General features: G+C 55.8%; 12 protein-coding genes. 9 read left to right on the top strand and 3 right to left on the bottom strand.

The features are described from left to right. Positions 1 to 511 precede the first annotated feature (511 nt). Genes DDA898_RS00135 through DDA898_RS00125 form a run of 3 tightly spaced genes read right to left on the bottom strand, consistent with a single transcriptional unit; the run spans position 512 to position 7,322 of the window. Positions 512 to 3,016: a putative virulence factor gene (locus DDA898_RS00135; RefSeq protein ID WP_038909791.1), complete on the bottom strand. Its 2,505-nt coding sequence runs from the start codon at positions 3,014 to 3,016 to the stop codon at positions 512 to 514. Beyond that, the gene (locus DDA898_RS00130) at positions 3,013 to 6,003 is read right to left on the bottom strand and encodes a virulence factor SrfB (protein WP_038901231.1); all 2,991 of its coding nucleotides are present in this window, start codon (positions 6,001 to 6,003) and stop codon (positions 3,013 to 3,015) included. The genes DDA898_RS00135 and DDA898_RS00130 overlap by 4 nt, the downstream gene beginning before the upstream one ends. Before the next feature lie 2 nt (positions 6,004 to 6,005). Beyond that, entirely contained in the window at positions 6,006 to 7,322 is a 1,317-nt protein-coding gene (locus DDA898_RS00125) for an SrfA family protein (RefSeq protein WP_038909790.1), read from the bottom strand. 409 nt (positions 7,323 to 7,731) lie between these two features. On the opposite strand from DDA898_RS00125, the gene DDA898_RS00120 reads away from it, so the two are divergent. From DDA898_RS00120 to DDA898_RS00080, 9 genes are all read left to right on the top strand, one after another. After that, positions 7,732 to 8,589, top strand: a complete 858-nt coding sequence (locus DDA898_RS00120) for an SDR family oxidoreductase (protein ID WP_038909788.1) — start codon at positions 7,732 to 7,734, stop codon at positions 8,587 to 8,589. Between the two features lie 364 nt (positions 8,590 to 8,953). After that, positions 8,954 to 10,387 carry a serralysin family metalloprotease gene (locus DDA898_RS00115; RefSeq protein ID WP_038909787.1) on the top strand — a complete coding sequence of 478 codons (1,434 nt, stop codon included), beginning with the start codon at positions 8,954 to 8,956 and terminating at the stop codon, positions 10,385 to 10,387. A gap of 151 nt (positions 10,388 to 10,538) precedes the next feature. Continuing rightward, entirely contained in the window at positions 10,539 to 10,901 is a 363-nt protein-coding gene (locus DDA898_RS00110; RefSeq protein ID WP_081639194.1) for a protease inhibitor Inh/omp19 family protein, read from the top strand. A gap of 16 nt (positions 10,902 to 10,917) precedes the next feature. After that, positions 10,918 to 12,645, top strand: coding sequence for a type I secretion system permease/ATPase (locus DDA898_RS00105; RefSeq protein ID WP_038909786.1), 1,728 nt, complete (start codon positions 10,918 to 10,920; stop codon positions 12,643 to 12,645). Positions 12,646 to 12,658: 13 nt separating this feature from the next. After that, positions 12,659 to 14,005, top strand: a complete 1,347-nt coding sequence (locus DDA898_RS00100; protein WP_038901224.1) for an HlyD family type I secretion periplasmic adaptor subunit — start codon at positions 12,659 to 12,661, stop codon at positions 14,003 to 14,005. A 12-nt stretch (positions 14,006 to 14,017) separates the two neighbouring features. Next, on the top strand, positions 14,018 to 15,406 hold the full coding sequence (locus tag DDA898_RS00095) for a TolC family outer membrane protein (RefSeq protein WP_038909784.1): 1,389 nt from the start codon (positions 14,018 to 14,020) through the stop codon (positions 15,404 to 15,406). 211 nt (positions 15,407 to 15,617) lie between these two features. Next, on the top strand, positions 15,618 to 17,063 hold the full coding sequence (locus DDA898_RS00090) for a serralysin family metalloprotease (protein WP_038901222.1): 1,446 nt from the start codon (positions 15,618 to 15,620) through the stop codon (positions 17,061 to 17,063). 150 nt (positions 17,064 to 17,213) lie between these two features. Beyond that, positions 17,214 to 18,653 carry a serralysin family metalloprotease gene (locus tag DDA898_RS00085; RefSeq protein ID WP_038909783.1) on the top strand — a complete coding sequence of 480 codons (1,440 nt, stop codon included), beginning with the start codon at positions 17,214 to 17,216 and terminating at the stop codon, positions 18,651 to 18,653. A 433-nt stretch (positions 18,654 to 19,086) separates the two neighbouring features. After that, positions 19,087 to 20,520: a serralysin family metalloprotease gene (locus DDA898_RS00080; protein WP_013317949.1), complete on the top strand. Its 1,434-nt coding sequence runs from the start codon at positions 19,087 to 19,089 to the stop codon at positions 20,518 to 20,520. Positions 20,521 to 20,607 lie beyond the last annotated feature (87 nt).

Below are 20,607 nucleotides of genomic sequence, written 5' to 3'. Positions count from 1 at the left end.
GTGTCAGGCGTCGTGGAACGGGGATCACTATCGTTTTTCGGCGACGTTGCCTAAGGCGACATCACCCGCAGTCTGGTATGCCAATACAGGTGTCAGAACACACCCAATGGATAACTGCAACCCGATATCCCTGGAAGAAGGGCCGTTCTGTTTTCCTTTGCAGGAGCAACAGTCCGGTCGTCATGATGGTGGAAAAAAGAACGGGGTAGCCTGCGTGCCTTTTTTAGCGTTGACAGTATTTTTTAGCGTCAACAGTACTTTTTAACATCGACAATATTGTTTTAAACCGGGCGAATCAAAGAAAAAACATGATAATAAAAGTATTCGTTACCTATTCGGTACGGCAGTGCACACCCCGTGTAAAACTATGACGTGAGAGTCGTATTTTTGCAAGACCAGCCTGATTTATAACGTGATTTTATCGAAATTTTGGATAAGGAAAGCAGCATAATTATTTGATTGTGTAAACTTTTATGCTGAAAGGGCGGAGCGTAATGCTCCGCCGCAGGGGTCAGCTTTCGGTCGGTTTGATCAGACCCAGAATCGTTCCCAGACGTTCGCGCTGTTTGGGTTTGATGTCACGCCCAGCCGCATAGCCGGCGTTCTGGATAATCATCTCGTTCAGGCCGATCAGCCAGTCATAAATGTAATAGGCGGTATTGTTGACCGGCGTCGCCGACAGTTTGGTCAACCGTCGGGAGGTGCCGAAGTTGGCCGTTTGCTTTTCCGGCTTGGCAAAGATCTTGTTGCCTTTGTTGACGCGGCTGTCCGGTCGGCCGGCCTCGGGCACCTGCTGAAAGCCTAGCCAGGCGACGAAATCGCCGAGCACGTTGAGCGCGCGCGAAACCTGTCGATCCGCTTTGCTTTCCCGGTTAATACCCAGTTGCCCGGAATCCAACAGCATGGTTTGCAGCTCATCGTCAATCTTCAGCCGCACGCTGGCCGTAATCAGTTCCTCCACCAGCATTTCGATGGTGGGGCGGTTAATCCCCAGTAATTCAATGATGGCGACGTTTTCCGGTAGGTTGCGCAAGTGGTTGATCCAATACCGGTACAGATTACGGGCGAACTCCGCTTCATAGCTGTGGTTTTCGGTTTGCTCTTCCTCGGTCGGCGCCGGCGCGACGACAGTTTCGTCTTCTTCGCTCGGGTCGGCGTCATCGCTGAACAGGTCGATATCCATCCCGACGCCAAACGGTTCATAGCTGACCAGCGGCACCGCCGTATCCTGCGCTTCCTGATAGGACGCGAAGTTGCGTTGCGCCTGTTCCTGTTGTTGCAGATACAGCCGACGTAGTTCATCGCGGGAAGGCAATAGCCGTTCCAGCAGTTCGCCGTGCACGCCGGTTCGGGTTTGCAACGCTTTGAGCATCGACTCGGCGATATGCTGTTTGTGCGCCGGGTCATCGGCGCCGGCCGGCTGATACCAACTGCCAAGCAGGTTATCGGACAGCTCGCGCTGCAATTCGCTCAGTTGTTCGTTGATGCGCCCCAGTTTGACTTCACGGCGAACCTCCGCGTCCAGCCAGGCCGCCATCCTGTTGATGCCGCGCTTGTCCATCGCCAGCATGGTGCCCCAGGCATCGCCGGGGTTACCCACGTAACGCTGTACCGCTTCATCGTTGTTATAGCCGTGGGTGAAACGCCGGTCATGACGGGTCACCGCCCAGATCAGGCCGGGTTTGCGGCGACTACGGACTTGCGGGTTTTCACCCTGGGTATGACGCACCCAAAAATCCAGCGCCCGGCCGACGTGGCGTACGTCCGCTTTGCAGGCGGCGGCGGTACAGACCATCAGCAGATTCATTTCCTGATCGTCGGTATAACGCTCCAGCAGATAGGCGCGTTTGGCGCGCAGCAATGCACGGGACAACGGGTGTGGCTTGAGGCGCAACAGCCGCTCCGGGTTATCCTCGTCCGGCTCGAATTCCGGCTCGTCCTGCAGGCTGAAACCGGGAAAATCGAGCAGGTCCACCTGTTCGAACAACGTTTCCTTTGGCGGTGACAGCAGCGGAATTTGCACTTCAGCCGCCAGCATGAGCAGTTCCGCCAGCGACAGCTCTACATTTCTGGCCGCGCGGCCGTTGACGATGGGGCGCACCTGCGCGCTGAGATCGGAAGGGCTATTGAGCCGGTCGAACAGGTTGGCGTTGAAAATACCGCTGTCGGGTTGCAGTGATTCATCCACCAGCAGGCTGATCGGCGCCAGTACCTTGCGGGTGCCGGACAATTGCTCCAGCGTGTGGGCGAAATGGCGGTAGAGCGAAGTGTATTCCGACTGTTCGCCCCACAGAACCGAGAACAGGCTGGCGCGGTCGTCGATGCTGAGGTGCGGCGCCAGCTCCACCGCCAGCGGCCAGAATTTGCGTTCCAGCGGCTTTTGACGCCGGGCGTCGTGGCGCACCAGATAATCCCACAACGCGACCACGTCATCGCCGTCCAGCCCGGGCACCGCTTCCTGCTGGCGGTGCAACGACAGGGTTTTCAGGTGCTCGGCGATATGCTGTTCGTCAAGCTCCGGCGCCGGGTTCTGACTGTCTTCCAGTACGAAGGCATAGGCCATAATTCGGGCGATATCGGCCTCGTTGAGCAACTGGACCTGTACCGGATTCGGGGTGTTTTTGCCTTCAGCCTGCCGGGTAAAGCGGGTGACAAAGGCCGGTTGCTGGTTGTCCGGATTGATGTTTTTCTGGTAATCCAACGTAACGCCGCCGATAGAGGTTTCAATTCGTCCGTTTTCGTTACCGGCCAGCGAGGTCAGCAGATAAGTTTTGCCGCCCTGAGCCAACCCGAACATGCCCATGGCGATCTCTTTTAACGACGAATCGGACAGGCCGCGGGCCTTGTTGCGACAGCGCCGCAGCTTGACGATAAGCCGATCGGCTTCCATATCCAGGCGGGGAACGTTGCGCCGGGTTTCATCCACCCAGGCGATCGCCTGATCCACGCCTTGCGAAACGGACTGTAACTGACGGCTGAGACGGCTCGACAGCTGTTTGGGCGTTAATGGTTTCATTTCTTGAAGACGCTCCCGCTATCGATCCAGTAATGTGCCATGCCGGAAACCGTGCTGGACAAGGTGTTGAGTTTCAGCCTTAGCTGATGCGGCGAAATGGCGAGCCCGGAGCCTAGCACCGCGTCGGCGATCTCGACGCGTTCCGGCGTGAGGTTATCGTCGCCCGGCACCACTTTCAGGCGCACGTGCAGTACGCTGTCGCCGGCCACCTTGCGGGCCAGTTCCGGATCGACGATCGACAGCGAGTAGAGCGGTGAAGCGGGCCAGCGTTCGTTGTCCAACTGGCGAAAGCCGAGGCACAGTGAGCCGCGTACTTCGAAACCGGACTGATCGTCCAGCGTGAAATCGGCGTCATCCAGATCGATATCGTTATAGTAGACGTTATCGGTGGTGAGGGTGTGGCTGCTGTCCAACATACCGAGGTAGCGCACGGTGGAATAGGGTTCGAAATCCCCGGCTTTGAAGTAGAAACCGGGCAGACGCAGATCCAGCGCCAGCAGGCACAGCATCGCGCCCACCGCGGCGGTGGATTTCGGGTTTTCGATACGCCCGCGCTTGTTAAACGGATACCAGTCGCTGGTGTGATAGCCATCCAGCGACATCATGCGGTTAATCGGCAGCGGCTGCAGGTGGCGGAACAGCGCCTGAATACCCGGAAAACGGGACGGACGGCCGGTCAGCAGCAGCACGTCGCAGGCATACAGCGACACCACTTCCGACATCAGCCGCAGGTGCTGGGTAATGCTCATGCGGTTGGCCAGAAATTCGCTGTGCAGCTTGCCAAGACGCAGAATCAGCGGCACCTGCAGAATATCGAACGGCGTTTCCTCGTCCGGCAATTCACGCTGGATCTCGCTGTTGACGTATTCCAGTACTTTGCGCGTCGGCGCCTGCGGCAGCATTTCGCCGAATGTGGTGTCGATTTCCGCGTTCAGATCGAGCGGGTCGAACTGTTCGTAGGCTTCCAGAATCGCTTGACCGATAGGAATGAACATTTGCAGCGTGACCTGCTGGCGCAGCGTCAGCTGGCCGTCCATGCGGCCTTCGCTGCCGAACAGCCGGGTCATCAGGCTGTCCGGGCTGGTGACGCCGGCTTTTTTCAGCGCGACCTGCAACGCCGGCAGCACATACAGCTGGATCACATCCAGCAGAATGTCATCGCCGGCGACTTTAAACCCTTCACGAAACAGCAGACGGGGGATGATTTTGACGTTGCTGCCGACGCCGTCGTCCAGCCAGTATTGGGTAATCGCCAGATCGGTGGTGCCGCCGCCGATATCGATAGACGCGATGCGCAAGGTTTTCCCCGGCTGTTCGTCGTCCGCCAGTTCTTTGTCCGGCCGCGCCATGCTGGCGAAGAACGCCTCCGCCCGGCCGCCGAAATTCACCTGCGCTTCGTTGTAGAGGTACACCATCTGTCCGCAGGTGGCTTCATCCCACTCCATCTGGACTTCCGGCACCGGCATGCTGCTGTGGCGCTTACCCTCCACCGTCAGGAAATCCTCATCGGCCGGGTGCCAGCCCATCGCTTTCCACACCAGACCGATCGCTTCGATCATCCGCCGCCGGAAGATCTCGCGTTCCGGTTTAGGCATCGCCGAGGGCAGGGTCAGAATAATGTTGCGTAACTGACGCGGCGCGTTGGCGTGAATCATCTTCAGGCGTTGGGCGGGGCTGTTCATTTGCATCAGCGCCTGCGCCAGCAGTTCTGAGAGCATGAACGTCATCACCGAACTGCGGCTGTAGTGCGGGTCGAACACCGGCAGGCGTTCGTCCAGCGGCAGGCTGAACAGCGGCTGGCCTTCATCGTTGACCAGCATGGTCAACGGCATGGCGGTCGCCAGCGGCTCCTGCTGACGCGGGCTGTTGGTCTGGCTGAAACGCCAGCCCGGCACATACGGCTCTTCGTCCCACAGATAACGGCGCGGGCTGGAAATACCGCTGGAACCCTCGGTTCCCTGACGCTGTAGCGCCAGACGGCTGGCCTCGCGCCCGACGCGGGTAATCGACGGCCAGACAAACGCATCGTCGCGGCCGCTTTCGAAGGAGAAGTTTTGCTTGCCGAAGCGCGCCTGGGCGAACTCCACCCGGCTGTCGAACAGCTCGTTGTACAGATAATGAGGCTGGCTCAAATCGCGGATCTGTAGCTCGTAGGTCTGCTTGAGGCCGTTGCTTTCGTCGGCGTGATCCTCCACCAGGATCCCGGCGGTGTGGGAGTTACCGACGTCAAGAATCAGATCCACATTGATGGCCGGCTCTTTCAGCGTACCGCTGGTGATGCGGATTTCCGGCACATCCAGCAGCGTCGCCATAATATCCAGCAAATTCAGGTAATGCGCCTGATATTCGAATTCACGCAGATTCTGGCGGATATCGCGGGGTTTGCGGCTTTCCACCACCAGCGCCTGCTGGGAAAATGCTTCGCGCAGCCAGCCGTCCACCCAGGTCTGGTCGAGGAAATCGTCCAGTTCTTCACTGTGGTAGGCCAGCGTGAACAAGCGCCCGGCGTTGATGTCGCTTTCGCTGGGCGCCAGCGCTTCCAGATCGTGACTTTCCGGATAAACACGGGTATCGAAGGCCAGACAGAGGCGGTGGGTGTTGCCGTCATCGTCCGGCTCGCCCAGCTCCAGCACCTGTACCCGCGCCCAGTTGTTTGGGCCGCCCATGAAGGTCCGCGGCGGGTTAAAACGGAAAAAAGGCAGCGGCAGCCATACGTTGCTCAGCAGACGCAACGACTGTTCCAGCGTGTAACTGGATTCCGGATTGACCGCTTCCGGCAGCACCTGCATGGCGCTCGGCAAGGCGTATTTTCCGCTGTGTTCGTTGTACGTCAGCCGCAACAGCGGCCCGTTGGCGCTCTTGCGAACAAAGCGATTGGCGAAGCTTGACCGGGCCGGCGGGAGCTTTAACGCAAAATCGAGAAACTGAATACCGCTATTCTGAATCAGCGTAATTTGTTGTTTGTAATCTGTCAGGGTTGCCAGCATGGTTATTTGCTCTCACGCTTAATCGTCATCGGTAGCTCTGTGTCGGCATCGTAGCGGCCTTTACATTCTGCGGCCTCGCTCGATTCTTGCCGGGTGCAGACGATTTCCGGCATCGGATAACGGGAACCATCGCTGCAGCGCGCCCGATAGCGGCTGTTGATCACCAGATTGCCGGACTGATGCAACCCGGCTTCCACCTCAGCCTGGCAGGTGACTTTTTCGCTGTAGTTAAAGCGAACCCGGCCTTTGCCGTCTTTGATCTGGTAGCGGAGAACCGGCGGTTTGCCGGTCAGCGGATTTTTCATGGAAACGACCGCCTGCCAGTTGCCGTCGAGGAAACGGATGGAGCCGATTTTTACTGCGTCGGCAGGCATCACCAGCGCGCCTTTCGGCGCGGCGCTCATCTCGACATGGGCGGGGGCTTCCGGCGCTTTTTCTTCGGGTTTCTTCTGTTCAGCCAGCGCTGGCGGCGTCAGCAGCGTCGCTACTTGCAACGGCAGATTCGGCGGTGGAAGCGTATCCGTCGGCGTAGCGCTCAGCGCGCGTTTTTCCGGTTTGATGGCGGTCACCGCCGGCGGAGCGTTGTTTTCGGGTTGAGAAACGCAACCGCGGATCTGGAACGCCAGCGTCGCCAACAGCGCGGCGCCCGGCGCCAGCAACCAGATGCTGGTCCAGACCCGGCGCGGCGACGGGGCGGCTTGCGGCGGAGCGACCGGTTCGGCAACCACGATCGGTTCCGGTTCGACCGGCGGCGGCGGTTGTTCCGGTTCGGGTTCGGCGACCTGTGTGGTCACTTCCGGCAGCGGTTCCGGAACCGGCTCGGGAATGTCGACCGGTTCAACCGGGCGCAGGCACTCCAGCACATCAGCGCGGGATTTTTTGCCCAGGCTGACGAATCCCCAAAAGGTGATGACCGGTTTATCGTCCACCAGATAGACATGATTGGAACCTGGAAACTGAAAGGCTTTCGACAACAATACCCCGAAGAGTTTCTGTGCCGGCTTGTTGGATTGCTGCGCCCGCTCGCTAATGGCGCCAACGGTGCCGAGATACTGTTCCAGCACCAGCAACGCCTGCTCACGCTGTTCGTCGCTGGCCGCCATCCAGGAGGTTATCTTGCCGGCGAAGGGCGCATACCAGTCGATGCGGTCGCCATCCTCGTTGGGTTGGGGGATGGCCAGACAGTCCGCGATGTGCTGTTGTTTGCGAAGACGCAGTGTCTCCCGTAGTTGCAGCGCCGAAGCATAAACGGGCTGGCCGTTCTCTCCCAACGCAAGAAAATCGTCTAAATTTCCACTGCGTAAAAATAATTTTGCCACGCCAAAGAGACCCTTTGTGATAAACCGTCAAGGCAGAAAATCGTGTTCAATATCTGCGATTATAATTCTGATGATCACGAATCAAATACGTAAAGAAGTGACAAATATGACAAATATTTGCGTCATCAGCTCTCTGAAAAAGCAATATCGCATAAGTGCGATGTGACTGAAACTAAAAAACCGGCAGGTCGATTATCTTACAGGTTACCCGGTAGCATGCCAGCTGGAAGGCGGCGGCGAGCATTCTGTGATGTTGTCGGCATTTTTATTCAACACTAACCTTTTTGTTAGTACTTACTAAAAGTTAGCTTTGGTCATATGCTGCTGGCAAGAGCTTCAGCCTGTTCTGGCGTTGAGAGCATGCGGGTTGAAGCGTGGCGTAAGGTTTTCTCATTAACAGGAGTACGTGATGTTTGCGATTACAGGAGCAACCGGCCAACTGGGCCGTCTGGTGATTGATTCGCTGGTGAAATCGGTGCCGGCAGAACAGATCGTTGCGGTGGTGCGCGACCCTGCCAAGGCCAGCGCTCTGGCCGCGCAGGGGATTCATGTGCGACACGGTGATTATGATCGGCCGGAGACGCTGGTCAGCGCGCTGAACGGGGTAGACAAATTGCTGTTGATCTCATCAAGTGAAGTCGGCAAGCGCGAAACCCAGCACAAGGCAGTAATTGACGCGGCGAAAAAAGCCGGTGTCGGGCTGATTGCCTATACCAGCCTGCTGCACGCGGATACCTCGTCGCTGGGGCTGGCGGCCGAGCATCTGGCGACCGAGAGTGCGCTACGCACCTCCGGCATCCCTCATGTTATTTTGCGTAACGGCTGGTATACCGAAAACTATGCCGCCAGCATCGCGCCGGCTCTGGCGCACAGCGCGTTTATCGGCGCCGCCGGCGAAGGTCGCATTGCTTCCGCGGCGCGCGGCGACTATGCGCAAGCGGCGGCAATAGTGCTGCAACTGCATGGTCAGGAAGGGAAGATTTACGAGCTGGCCGGCGATCACAGCTACACGCTGGCGGAGTTTACCGCGGAAGTTGCGAAGCAAAGCGGTAAACCGGTGCAGTATATCAACCTGTCCCAGGCTGATTTCGCCAACGCGCTGAAAGGTGCGGGATTACCGGACTTTCTGGCCGATATGCTGGCGGACTCCGACGCCGGTGCGGAAAAAGGCGGACTGTTTGATGATAAGAACGCGCTGACGACGTTGCTGGGGCGCTCGACAACGCCCTATGCCGAGGTTATCCGCGGTACGCTGGCATCGCTGTAATTTTTTTTCATGTTATTAAATACCGTGGCGCGCTGGCGACAGATGCGCCACTTTTTATTCTGCCAATTTCCCCTTCCTCAATGTTCTGTCTGGTTTTTTTTCGTAGTCTGAACGCAAGGTAATAAAACGTCGATTTTCCTGACAGAATCTTGTCATTTTATTTCTGTTTTACTAACCTGTCTGTGTTGTCAGTCTATGCCGCATTTCAAGCTGATTAATGCATCACAAGGCGTATTCACTTTCAATAGGACAAAAAGTGAATAGGGTAAACAGTGAATAGACTCGTGTTTAGTCGCGGTGTTGCCAACATATCTACAATTTGAAGTATTACGGGTATAAAGACGAATTTCATGGAGGAAATGTTATGGCTTTATATGGAAAGAAGACCGATCTTTCTTCCGCATCATCCGGTGGCTATACCGGCGTGGCGGATGTCTATCAATTATGGCATTACCACGCCCGCGGCAATGGCAACATCGGCGATAAGCCGTCCTATACGTTGGAGCAGGCCCGCGATCAAATCACCCGCGGCAATATTACCTGGAATGGCGAAAAGGTTTTCGGTAAATCCGCCGCGCTGACTTACTCTTTTCTTCAGTCGGTCGCTGATAGCGACATGCCTGATAATTTCAAAGGCTTTGTCAAATTTAATGCCGCGCAGATTCAACAGACCAAACTGGCATTGCAATCCTGGGCTGATGTGGCGAACGTCACATTTAGCGAAGCTAAGGATGGTGAGCGCGCCACCATTCAGTTTGGCAACTATACATTAACCCCGGACGGCAATACGGATAACAACAGCCAGGCGTTCGGTTTTTATCCCGGCAATTGGAAATGGGCCGGCTCAGCCTGGTTTAATTATAATCAGGCCGACAATCAGCGGCCGGATATCAATGAATTTGGCCGTAATACGCTGACGCATGAAATCGGCCATACGCTGGGGCTGTATCATCCTGGAGATTATGACGCTTCCGACGGTAATCCGGGCTATAAAGACGTGACCTACGCGGAGGATACCCGCCAATTCAGTATTATGAGCTACTGGAATGAAGGGTACACCGGCGGCGATTTTCATGGCTATCATGCCGCCGCGCCGCTGATGGATGATATTGCAGCCATTCAAAAATTGTATGGCGCCAATATGTCGACCCGCACGGGCGATACGGTATACGGGTTTCATTCCAATAGTGGTCGTGATTTTTATACCGCGACAGACAGCAAAACGCCGCTGATATTTTCCGTTTGGGATGCCGGCGGCAACGATACCTTTGATTTCTCCGGTTACAGCGCGAATCAGCGTATTAGCCTGATTAGCGGCACCTTCTCGGATGTCGGCGGGCTAAAAGGCAATGTTTCCATCGCCGCGGGCGCGGTGATTGAAAACGCGATTGGCGGTTCAGGCCATGATGTGATTGTGGGTAATCTGTCTGATAATCGTATTGACGGCGGTGCCGGCAATGATGTGCTTTATGGCGATGGCGGCGCTGATATTTTAACCGGTGGCGCCGGTAAAGACATTTTTGTTTATGCCTGGGAAAAGGATTCGCTATCGTCGGCGCCGGATACCATTACCGATTTCCAGCGTGGCGAAGACCGGATCGATTTATCTGCATTTAATAAAAATCATGATCTTCGCTTTGTGGATAATTTCTCGGGAAAAGGAAACGAAGTGGTGTTGAATTGGGATAGTCAGTCTCATCAAACCAATATGTGGTTGCATTTAAGCGGGCACGAGACGGCTGATTTTCTGGTCAACATTGTCGGTGCGGCATTACAACCGTCGGATGTTATTGTTTAAAAATAACGGGAACGCTCCCGCTATTTTCGGGTTTGTTGAATAACGGCAGGTGTTTTCTCTTATCGGAAATATGCCTGCCGTTATCAACATATTTAACCAGATGGTTTCAATTATTAAACGCGTTCACTGATGACCGAATGATGGGAATATCATGAAACAGCTTATTATTGCGACATTATTGAGTGCACTGAGTGGAGGATGTATGGCGAGCAGTCTGAGATTGCCGTCCGCGGCGGAACTGAGCGGGCAGTGGGTATTGAGCGGCGCAGAGCAGCACTGTGATATCCGGTTGAACACCGATGTGCTTGACGGCACGACCTGGAAGCTGGCTGGCGACAGCGCGTGCCTGCAAAAATTGCTGCCGGAAGCGCCGGTCGGTTGGCGGCCGACGCCCGACGGCTTGACGTTGACGCAGGCAGACGGCTCGGCGGTGGCGTTTTTCAGCCGCAACCGCGATCGCTACGAACATAAGCTGGTTGACGGCAGCGTTCGCACCCTGAAAAAGAAAGCCTAAGGGAGAGAGCCCTGCCGTGAATGCTTCCTCTGAGCGAGATCGTTCGTTGTTCGGCGTGCTGCGCCAGTTCCGCCGCAGTTTCTGGAGCGTCGGGATTTTCAGCGCCGTCATCAATGTGCTGATGCTGGCGCCTTCGGTATATATGCTGCAGGTGTATGACCGGGTGCTGGCGTCCGGCAACGGTATAACCCTGCTGATGCTGACGTTGCTGATGGCGGGACTGTGCGCCTTTATGGGCGCGCTGGAGTGGGTTCGTAGTCTGTTGGTGGTGAGGCTGGGCACCCGTATCGATCTGGCGCTCAATCAGGATGTCTTCAATGCGGCCTTCGCCCGTAATCTGGAGGCCGGCGATGGCCGCGCCGGGCTGGCGCTGACCGACCTGACGCTGCTGCGCCAGTTCATCACCGGCAATGCGCTGTTCGCCTTCTTCGATGTGCCCTGGTTTCCGCTGTTTTTGCTGGTGCTGTTTTTGCTGCACCCCTGGCTGGGGATGCTGGCGCTGGGCGGCACCGTGGTGCTGGTGGCGTTGGCCTGGCTGAACCAGCATCTGACCAATCAACCGCTGGCGGAAGCCAATCAGCAATCGCAACAGGCGACCCATCTGGCTGACGCTCAGTTGCGCAATGCCGACGTTATTGAAGCAATGGGGATGCTGGGCAACCTGCGTCGGCGCTGGCTGGCGCGTCATTACCGTTTTATTTCCCTGCAGAATCTGGCCAGCGAGCGTGCCGCCGCGGTAGGCGGTGCGTCCAAATACAGCCGTATTGCGTTGCAGTCGTTGATGCTGGGGCTGGGAGCATTGCTGGCGATCGACGGCAAGATCACGCCGGGGATGATGATCGCCGGTTCGATTCTGGTTGGCCGGGTACTGAGCCCGATCGATCAGTTAATCGGGGTATGGAAACAGTGGAGCAGCGCGCGCATTGCCTGGCAGCGCCTGACCCGGCTGATCGCCGCCTATCCGCCGCGCCCGGCGGCAATGGCGCTGCCTGCGCCGGAAGGGCATCTCAGTGTGGAACAGGTGTCGCTGCGCACGGCGCAGGGCAATACCCGACTGCAGAACATCCATTTCTCGTTGCAGGCTGGCGAAACGCTGGTGATTCTCGGCGCGTCCGGTTCCGGTAAATCCTCGCTGGCGCGCTTGCTGGTCGGCGCGCAGTCGCCGACGCAAGGCAAAGTGCGTCTGGATGGCGCTGATTTGAATCAGGTGGACAAAAACACGTTTGGTCCGACCATCGGCTATTTGCCGCAGGATGTGCAGCTGTTTAAGGGCTCGCTGGCGGAAAACATCGCCCGTTTTGGCGATGCCGATCCGGAAAAAGTGGTGGCGGCCGCAAAACTGGCGGGGGTACATGAACTGATTTTGTCGCTACCCAATGGCTATGACACCGAATTGGGCGATGGCGGCGGCGGTTTGTCCGGCGGCCAGCGGCAGCGTATCGGTCTGGCGCGTGCCATGTACGGCGATCCTTGCCTGCTGATTCTGGATGAACCGAACGCCAGCCTTGACAGCGAAGGCGATCAGGCCTTGATGCAGGCGATTGTCGCGTTGCAGAAACGCGGCGCCACCGTGGTGTTGATTACCCATCGCCCGGCGCTGACGACGCTGGCGCAAAAAATTCTGATCCTCCATGAGGGCCAGCAGCAGCGTATGGGACTGGCGCGGGATGTGCTGACGGAACTGCAACAGCGCAGCGCCGCCAATCAGGCCCGGATGAACCCCACGGCCGCAATGCCGCAATGACAGGGATCTCGTGATGACAGGCATGGATATAACCACTCAGGATGAATTGAACGAAGCAGCAATGCGCGATCGCGCCAGCCGGGATGAAGAGCGCGCGTTACGGCTGGGCTGGTGGCTGGTGCTCGCCGGTTTTGGCGGTTTTCTGCTGTGGGCCTTGCTGGCGCCGTTGGATAAAGGGGTGGCGGTGCAAGGCAATGTGGTGGTGTCCGGTAATCGCAAGGTGATCCAACACATGCAGGGCGGCATTGTCGACCGGATTCAGGTGAAAGACGGCGACCGCGTTGCCGCGGGTCAGGTGTTGCTGACGCTGAATGCGGTAGATGCCCGTACCACCAGCGAAGGGCTGGGCTCCCAATACGATCAATTGATTGCTCGTGAAGCCCGACTGCTGGCGGAACAACGTAATCAATCGTCGCTGGCGGCGACGCCCCGGCTGACTCAGGCGCGCCAGCGGCCGGAAATGGCCGCCATCATTGCGTTGCAGGAAGATCTATTGCGTAGCCGGCAGCAGTCGCTAAAGCTGGAAATAGACGGAGTGCGCGCCAGCATCGATGGCCTGGAGACGTCGCTTGGCGCATTGCAAAAGGTGATGAGCAGCAAACAGTCCGAGCAGGCGACGTTGAGCCAGCAGTTGCAGGGACTGCGGCCGCTGGCGGCGGATAACTATGTTCCGCGTAATAAGATGCTGGAAACGGAGCGCTTGTTTGCGCAGGTCAGCGGCGAACTGGCCCAGACCAGCGGCGAGGTAGGGCGAACCCGGCGTGATATTCAGCAGCAAAAATTGCGCATCGCCCAGCGTCAGCAGGAATACGACAAAGAGGTCAACAGCGAATTGTCCGACGTACAGGCCAAACTGAATGAGGTGATCAGTCAGCGCGAGAAGGCGGATTTCAATCTGGCCAACGTGCAGGTCCGTGCACCGGTTGCCGGCACCGTGGTGGATATGAAGATCTTCACCGAAGGCGGGGTGATCGCCCCCGGGCAGGTCATGATGGACATCGTTCCCGAAGACCAGCCGCTGCTGGTGGATGGGCGCATTCCGGTGGAAATGGTGGACAAGGTGTGGTCCGGGCTGCCGGTGGAACTGCAGTTCACCGCGTTTAGCCAAAGCACCACGCCGCGAGTGCCGGGAACGGTGACCCTGCTTTCCGCTGACCGGCTGGTGGACGAAAAGGACGGCACGCCGTACTACGGTTTGCGCATTCAGGTGAGCGAAGAAGGCAAGCGTTCGTTGCACGGGCTGGAAATTAAACCTGGTATGCCGGTGCAGGGGTTTGTCCGCACCGGAGAGCGTTCGTTTATCAATTATCTGTTTAAACCCCTGATGGATCGCATGCATCTGGCGTTGACGGAAGAGTAACGGAAGGAAGCAATGCGAAGGAAAGCGGTACTACTGACGGTCGTGTTATCTCTGTCGGGCGGCAGCGCCCAGGCGATGGGGCTGCTGGATGCATGGGAACTGGCGCTGCGTAATGACGCACAGCTGCGGGCGGCCGGTTTCGAACGAGACGCCGGGCAGGAAGAGGTGGCGATCGGCCGCGCCGGGTTGCTGCCGTCGCTGCAATATACCTATGGCGCTAATTACAGTCATTCCAAGGTGACGCAACGCGATCGGACGCTGAATAACACGACTAAACGTGACTACGATAACTACGTATCGACGTTGACGCTGCGTCAGCCGCTGCTGGACTATGCCGCCTGGGCGCGCTACCAGCAGGGCGTCACCCGCAAACTGATGGCCGATCAGCGATTTCGCGATCGCAGTCAGGACCTGATGGTGCGTTTGTACCAGTCCTGGAGCGAGGCATTGCTGGCGCAGGAGAAATTGATGCTGCTGGATGCGCAGCGCCGTGCCTATCAGGAGCAGTTGGCGCTGAACCGTCGCTTATTGGCGGCGGGGGAAGGCACGCAAACCGACCTGCGGGAAACGGAGGCGCGTTACACCGTCACTGAAGCCCAGCGTATCGAACAGGAAGATACGCTGGATGCCGCTATGACCGATCTGGAAAACATGATGGGTTCGCCGTTGCAAATTCAGGATCTGTCGCCGTTGGCGCTGGATACGTTGCCGGATAATGTCACCGAAAATCGCTCGCTGTCGCAGTGGCGCGAACTGACGGTGCGGCACAACGCAAAGCTGGCGGTACAGCGTGAAAACGTCGATTACAGCCGCTACGAAATTGAGCGTAATCGCGCCGGCCATCTGCCGACATTGGATTTGGTGGCGTCCACCCGCAACAGCTTGTCGGAGTCTGAATACAACTACAACCAGAAATACGACACCCAGACCGTCGGTTTGCAGGTGCGCGTGCCGCTGTATTCCGGCGGCGCCGTTTCGGCCTCGATGCGTCAGGCAGCGGCGGAATACCAGCAAAGTCAGGCGGAGCTGGATAACCAGACCCGGCAGACCTTTGCGGAATTACGCCGTCAGTTCAACCTGTGCGCCAATGGGGCCGCCAAAATCCGAGCCTGGCAGATGAGCGTGGCCGCCGCTGAGGAAGCGATCCGCGCGACGCGGCAGAGCGTCGCCGGCGGCGAGCGCATCAATCTGGACGTGCTGATGGCGGAACAGGAGTGGTATAACGCCCGCCGCGAGCTGACGGAAGTCAAATATCGCTGGTTACAGGCCTGGCTGAATTTGCGCTATACCGCCGGAACGCTGAATGAGCAGGATATGATGCAATTGGCTGCCTGGTTTCAATCTGCGCCTGTAATAAATAAAACCGGAATAAACGCGGCCACCGGTAATAAAACGAATTAGCGGTAACCTTTGGCGTTAGTTGGTTGTGGTGTCTATGAAAACTGATGGTTTTCTCTACAAAAATTGATTGCAGTTTCCACGAAATTTCTTTCGCAGCCCGCTGCGAGAGATGGGTATGTCATTAAATTAGCCGTGATGATAATTGCCGGCGATTTAATGGCGAAACAAGGCATTCTGACAGTAATGCGTCAGACTTTATGGAAGAAGTGATATGCAACAAAACGAAAAAGCTTCGTTAAATACCTCTGCCGCTGCCGCCAAGGCGGGAAGTTATACCGGCTATGCCGATGTGTATGATTTTTGGTATTACCATCAGCGCGGCGACGGTCTGACTGTCAATGGTAAACCGTCTTATACCACCGATAAGGCGGTGAGCGAGGGATTAACGCGGCCGCATACCACCTGGAACGGTGATAACGTATTTGGCAAAGCGGCAAATCTGACCTACTCGTTTCTGAACACGTTTAGCTCGACGCCTAACGGTCATACCGGCCCGGTAAAATTTACGCCGGTGCAGATGCAGCAGGCAAAACTGTCATTACAGTCCTGGGCGGATGCGGCGAACCTGACGTTTACCGAAGTCAGCCCCAATCAAAAAGCCAATATCACATTCGCCAACTATACGCGCAATGCCGACGGCAGCCTGAATACTGATACCCAGGCTTATGCGGCTTATCCAGGTACGCATCCGGTATCCGGCAGCGCCTGGTTCAACTACAACCAGTCCAGCATTCGCAACCCGGATACCGATGAGTATGGACGTCATTCGTTCACGCATGAAATCGGTCATGCGCTGGGGCTGAGCCATCCGGCGGAGTACAACGCCGGCGAAGGCGATATTAGCTACAAAAACAGCGCTGCCTATGCGGAAGACTCCCGTCAGTTCAGCATCATGAGCTACTGGGAAGTGGAAAACACCGGCGGTGACTTCAAAGGTCACTACTCGGCAGGTCCGCTGATGGATGATATCGCGGCGATCCAGAAGCTGTACGGCGCCAACATGACCACCCGTACCGGCGATACCGTGTATGGCTTCAACTCCAATACCGATCGTGATTTCTATACCGCGACCAACAGTAGCAAGGCGTTGGTTTTCTCGGTATGGGATGCCGGCGGCACCGACACCTTCGACTTCTCCGGTTACAGCAACAACCAGCGTATCAATCTGAATGAAGGCTCGTTTTCGGACGTGGGCGGCCTGAAAGGCAACGTGTCGATCGCGCACGGCGTGACCATCGAGAATGCTATTGGCGGTTCCGGCAACGACATTCTGATTGGTAACGGCGCAGATAACATACTGCAGGGCGGCGCGGGCGACGACGTGCTGTACGGCAGCACTGGCGCGGATACGCTGACCGGCGGCGCCGGACGCGATATCTTCGTCTACGGCAGCGGTCAGGATTCCACCGTGTCGGCATACGACTGGATTACCGATTTCCAGACCGGTATCGACAAGATCGATCTGTCGGCGTTCCGCAACGAAGGCCAACTGAGCTTTGTGCAGGACCAGTTCACCGGCAAAGGTCAGGAAGTGATGCTGCAGTGGGATGCGGCCAACAGCACGACCAACTTGTGGCTGCATGAAGCGGGTCACAGCTCAGTGGATTTTCTGGTACGCATTGTCGGCCAGACCGCGCAATCCGATATTATTGTGTAATCAACCACTGAAAATATTAAACAGGGTGGGTTAACCATCCTGTTTAATAAGATTTCCACGGGAATCTTATTATCATGTCATTCTGGCAGGGCGTTGCTCGTCCTGAATAAAGGATGACAGTATTCTTTTATCGTATTTCCAGAGGATTTTATGGGAAAAAATCTGTCTTTACGTCAAGATGACGCTCAACACGCATTATCCGCGAATACCAGCAGCGCGTATAATTCCGTTTATGATTTTCTGCGTTACCACGATCGTGGCGATGGCCTGACGGTCAATGGCAAAACATCCTATTCCATCGATCAGGCCGCGGCGCAAATTACCCGGGAAAATGTCAGCTGGAATGGAACCAATGTATTTGGCAAGTCGGCCAATCTGACGTTTAAATTTCTGCAGTCGGTCAGCTCCATTCCATCCGGCGATACCGGTTTTGTGAAATTTAATGCAGAGCAAATTGAGCAGGCGAAACTGTCGCTGCAATCCTGGTCGGACGTAGCCAATCTGACGTTTACCGAAGTAACGGGAAATAAATCTGCTAATATCACCTTTGGTAACTATACGCGTGATGCGAGTGGCAACCTGGATTACGGTACTCAAGCCTATGCCTATTATCCGGGTAATTATCAGGGGGCGGGCAGCAGCTGGTACAACTATAACCAGTCTAATATCCGTAATCCGGGGTCGGAAGAATATGGCCGTCAGACCTTTACCCACGAGATTGGTCATGCGCTTGGCCTGGCCCATCCGGGTGAGTACAACGCCGGCGAAGGTGACCCGAGCTATAATGACGCGGTGTATGCGGAAGATAGCTATCAATTCAGTATCATGAGCTACTGGGGCGAGAATGAAACCGGTGCCGACTACAACGGTCACTATGGCGGCGCGCCGATGATTGACGACATCGCGGCGATTCAGCGGCTGTATGGCGCCAACATGACCACCCGTACCGGTGATAGCGTGTATGGTTTCAATTCCAATACCGATCGTGATTTCTATACTGCGACCGACAGCAGTAAAGCACTGATTTTCTCAGTATGGGATGCCGGCGGCACCGACACCTTCGACTTCTCCGGCTATAGCAACAACCAGCGTATCAATCTGAATGAAGGCTCGTTTTCGGACGTGGGCGGCCTGAAAGGCAACGTGTCGATCGCGCACGGCGTGACCATCGAAAACGCCATTGGCGGTTCCGGCAACGATATTCTGGTGGGCAACAGCGCAGATAACATACTGCAGGGCGGCGCGGGCAATGACGTGCTGTACGGTGGTGCCGGCGCGGATACGCTGTACGGCGGCGCCGGGCGTGATACGTTCGTTTACGGCAGCGGTCAGGATTCCACCGTGGCAGCGTATGACTGGATTGCCGATTTCCAGAAAGGCATTGATAAAATCGACCTGTCGGCGTTCCGCAACGAAGGTCAACTGAGCTTTGTGCAGGATCAGTTCACCGGCAAAGGTCAGGAAGTGATGCTGCAGTGGGATGCGGCCAACAGCATCACCAACCTGTGGTTGCATGAAGCAGGGCACAGCTCGGTAGACTTCCTGGTACGAATTGTCGGTCAGGCGGCACAGTCCGATATTATTGTGTAATGATATTCTGAAAATATTGCACAGGGCAGTTTATCTGCCCTGTTTAATATTCCATTCTGCATTAGGGTAGAATTCATTCCTGAAATTATTTTCTCTGTATTAAATCCTCTCGATAAAATTAACCGTTTTAACAAGCAACCGTTTCTTTTTTATTTGCCATCATTCAAATAACTTATTCCACTTTAATCAATTAGCATCGTATTGAAGCCGTGGGTTAACTCTCCAGTAAATAGAAAATTGATTAACGACTCTTTACAAAAACATTACAGTGGCTTATATAAATAATTAGCGCCAGTGACGGCGTTGTTTGTCTGTGTCAAATATCATCAGGCTTATATGCTGAAAAATATGTCATTAGATTGGCAGAGGTGTTCTTTATCTAAAAATTTAATGATTATGGCATTTTATGATTATTCATACCAATGAGGGTTTTATGGAAAAAAATCTGTCTTCACGTGATGATGACGCGTTGCATTCATTATCCGCCAGCAGCAGCTATGACTCTGTTTATGATCTGCTGCATTATCACGAGCGGGGAAATGGATTGACGATTAACGGCAAACCATCCTATTCGATTGAGGATGCGGGCGAACAAATTACCCGCGACAACGTCAGCTGGAATGGTTCGAATGTATTTGGCAAATCCGCCAATCTGACCTTCAAGTTTCTCCAGTCCGCACGCTCCACGCCGGACGGCGATACCGGGTTTGTCAAATTCAATGCCGCACAGGTCGCTCAGGCCAAACTGGCATTACAGTCTTGGGCGGATCTGGCCAACATCACCTTCACGGAAGTGACAGGGAACCAGTCGGCCAACGTCACCTTTGGCAACTATACCCGTGACTCCAGCGGTCGTCTGGATTACGGCACGCAGGCGTACGCTTATCTGCCGGGGAGCGGCAGCGCGTCCGGTACCACCTGGTACAACTACAATGTGGACAACATTCGCAGCCCAGACAAAATGGAGTACGGCCGTCAGACGCTGACGCATGAAATCGGCCACGCGCTGGGCCTGAACCATCCGGGTGACTATAACGCCGGCGAAGGGAACCCCACCTATAGCGATGTGACCTATGCCGAAGACACCCGTCAGTTCAGCATCATGAGCTACTGGAGTGAGAAGAATACCGGTGGGGATTTCAAAGGCCATTATGCCGCCGGCCCGATGTTGGATGATATCGACGCCATTCAGCGCCTGTACGGCGCCAATATGACTACTCGTACCGGCGATACCGTGTATGGCTTTAACTCCAACACCGATCGTGATTTCTACACCGCGACCAGCAGCAGCAAAGCGCTGATTTTCTCGGTATGGGACGCGGGCGGCAACGACACCTTCGATTTCTCTGGTTACAGCAATAATCAGCGTATCAATCTGAACGAAGGGTCATTGTCTGATGTCGGCGGGCTGAAAGGTAATGTGTCGATCGCGCACGGGGTGACTATTGAAAACGCGATTGGCGGCTCCGGCAACGATTTGCTGATCGGCAACAATGCCGACAACATTCTGCGCGGCGGTGCCGGCGACGATATCCTGTACGGCGGGGGCGGGGCAGACCGTCTGTATGGCGGCAGCGGTCGTGATACCTTTGTGTATACCGCCGTGTCCGATTCCAAAGTGGCGGCGCCGGACTGGATTCTCGATTTCCAGACCGGTGTCGATAAAATCGACCTTTCTGCGCTCAATACCGGTAATAACCTGCACTTTGTTAATCAGTTCAGCGGCAGCGGCGGTGAGATCCTGCTCAACTGGGATTCGTCAGCCAGCGTCAGCAATCTTTATCTGAACCTTGATAACAACACCTCGCCGGAATTCCTGGTGAAGATCGTGGGTCAGGTATCGCAGACAGCCGATTTCGTTGTGTAACTGTCTGATCACCGAAGGGCGGCTATCCGCCCTTTATTTTTTCACTTTCTCATTGAGAATTTATCTATGTCGCTCTGCCTCGTTAAA

It is taken from the genome of Dickeya dadantii NCPPB 898, assembly GCF_000406145.1.
Lineage (GTDB): Bacteria > Pseudomonadota > Gammaproteobacteria > Enterobacterales > Enterobacteriaceae > Dickeya > Dickeya dadantii.
This window is presented reverse-complemented; position numbering and strand designations above follow the sequence as displayed.

Excerpts from the sequence above, each read along its gene's own strand:
- DDA898_RS00135 (WP_038909791.1), bottom strand. The coding sequence starts at position 3,016 with ATGAAACCATTAACGCCCAAACAGCTGTCGAGCCGTCTCAGCCGTCAG.
- DDA898_RS00130 (WP_038901231.1), bottom strand. The coding sequence starts at position 6,003 with ATGCTGGCAACCCTGACAGATTACAAACAACAAATTACGCTGATTCAG.
- DDA898_RS00120 (WP_038909788.1), top strand. The coding sequence starts at position 7,732 with ATGTTTGCGATTACAGGAGCAACCGGCCAACTGGGCCGTCTGGTGATT.
- DDA898_RS00115 (WP_038909787.1), top strand. The coding sequence starts at position 8,954 with ATGGCTTTATATGGAAAGAAGACCGATCTTTCTTCCGCATCATCCGGT.
- DDA898_RS00110 (WP_081639194.1), top strand. The coding sequence starts at position 10,539 with ATGAAACAGCTTATTATTGCGACATTATTGAGTGCACTGAGTGGAGGA.
- DDA898_RS00100 (WP_038901224.1), top strand. The coding sequence starts at position 12,659 with ATGACAGGCATGGATATAACCACTCAGGATGAATTGAACGAAGCAGCA.
- DDA898_RS00095 (WP_038909784.1), top strand. The coding sequence starts at position 14,018 with ATGCGAAGGAAAGCGGTACTACTGACGGTCGTGTTATCTCTGTCGGGC.
- DDA898_RS00090 (WP_038901222.1), top strand. The coding sequence starts at position 15,618 with ATGCAACAAAACGAAAAAGCTTCGTTAAATACCTCTGCCGCTGCCGCC.
- DDA898_RS00085 (WP_038909783.1), top strand. The coding sequence starts at position 17,214 with ATGGGAAAAAATCTGTCTTTACGTCAAGATGACGCTCAACACGCATTA.
- DDA898_RS00080 (WP_013317949.1), top strand. The coding sequence starts at position 19,087 with ATGGAAAAAAATCTGTCTTCACGTGATGATGACGCGTTGCATTCATTA.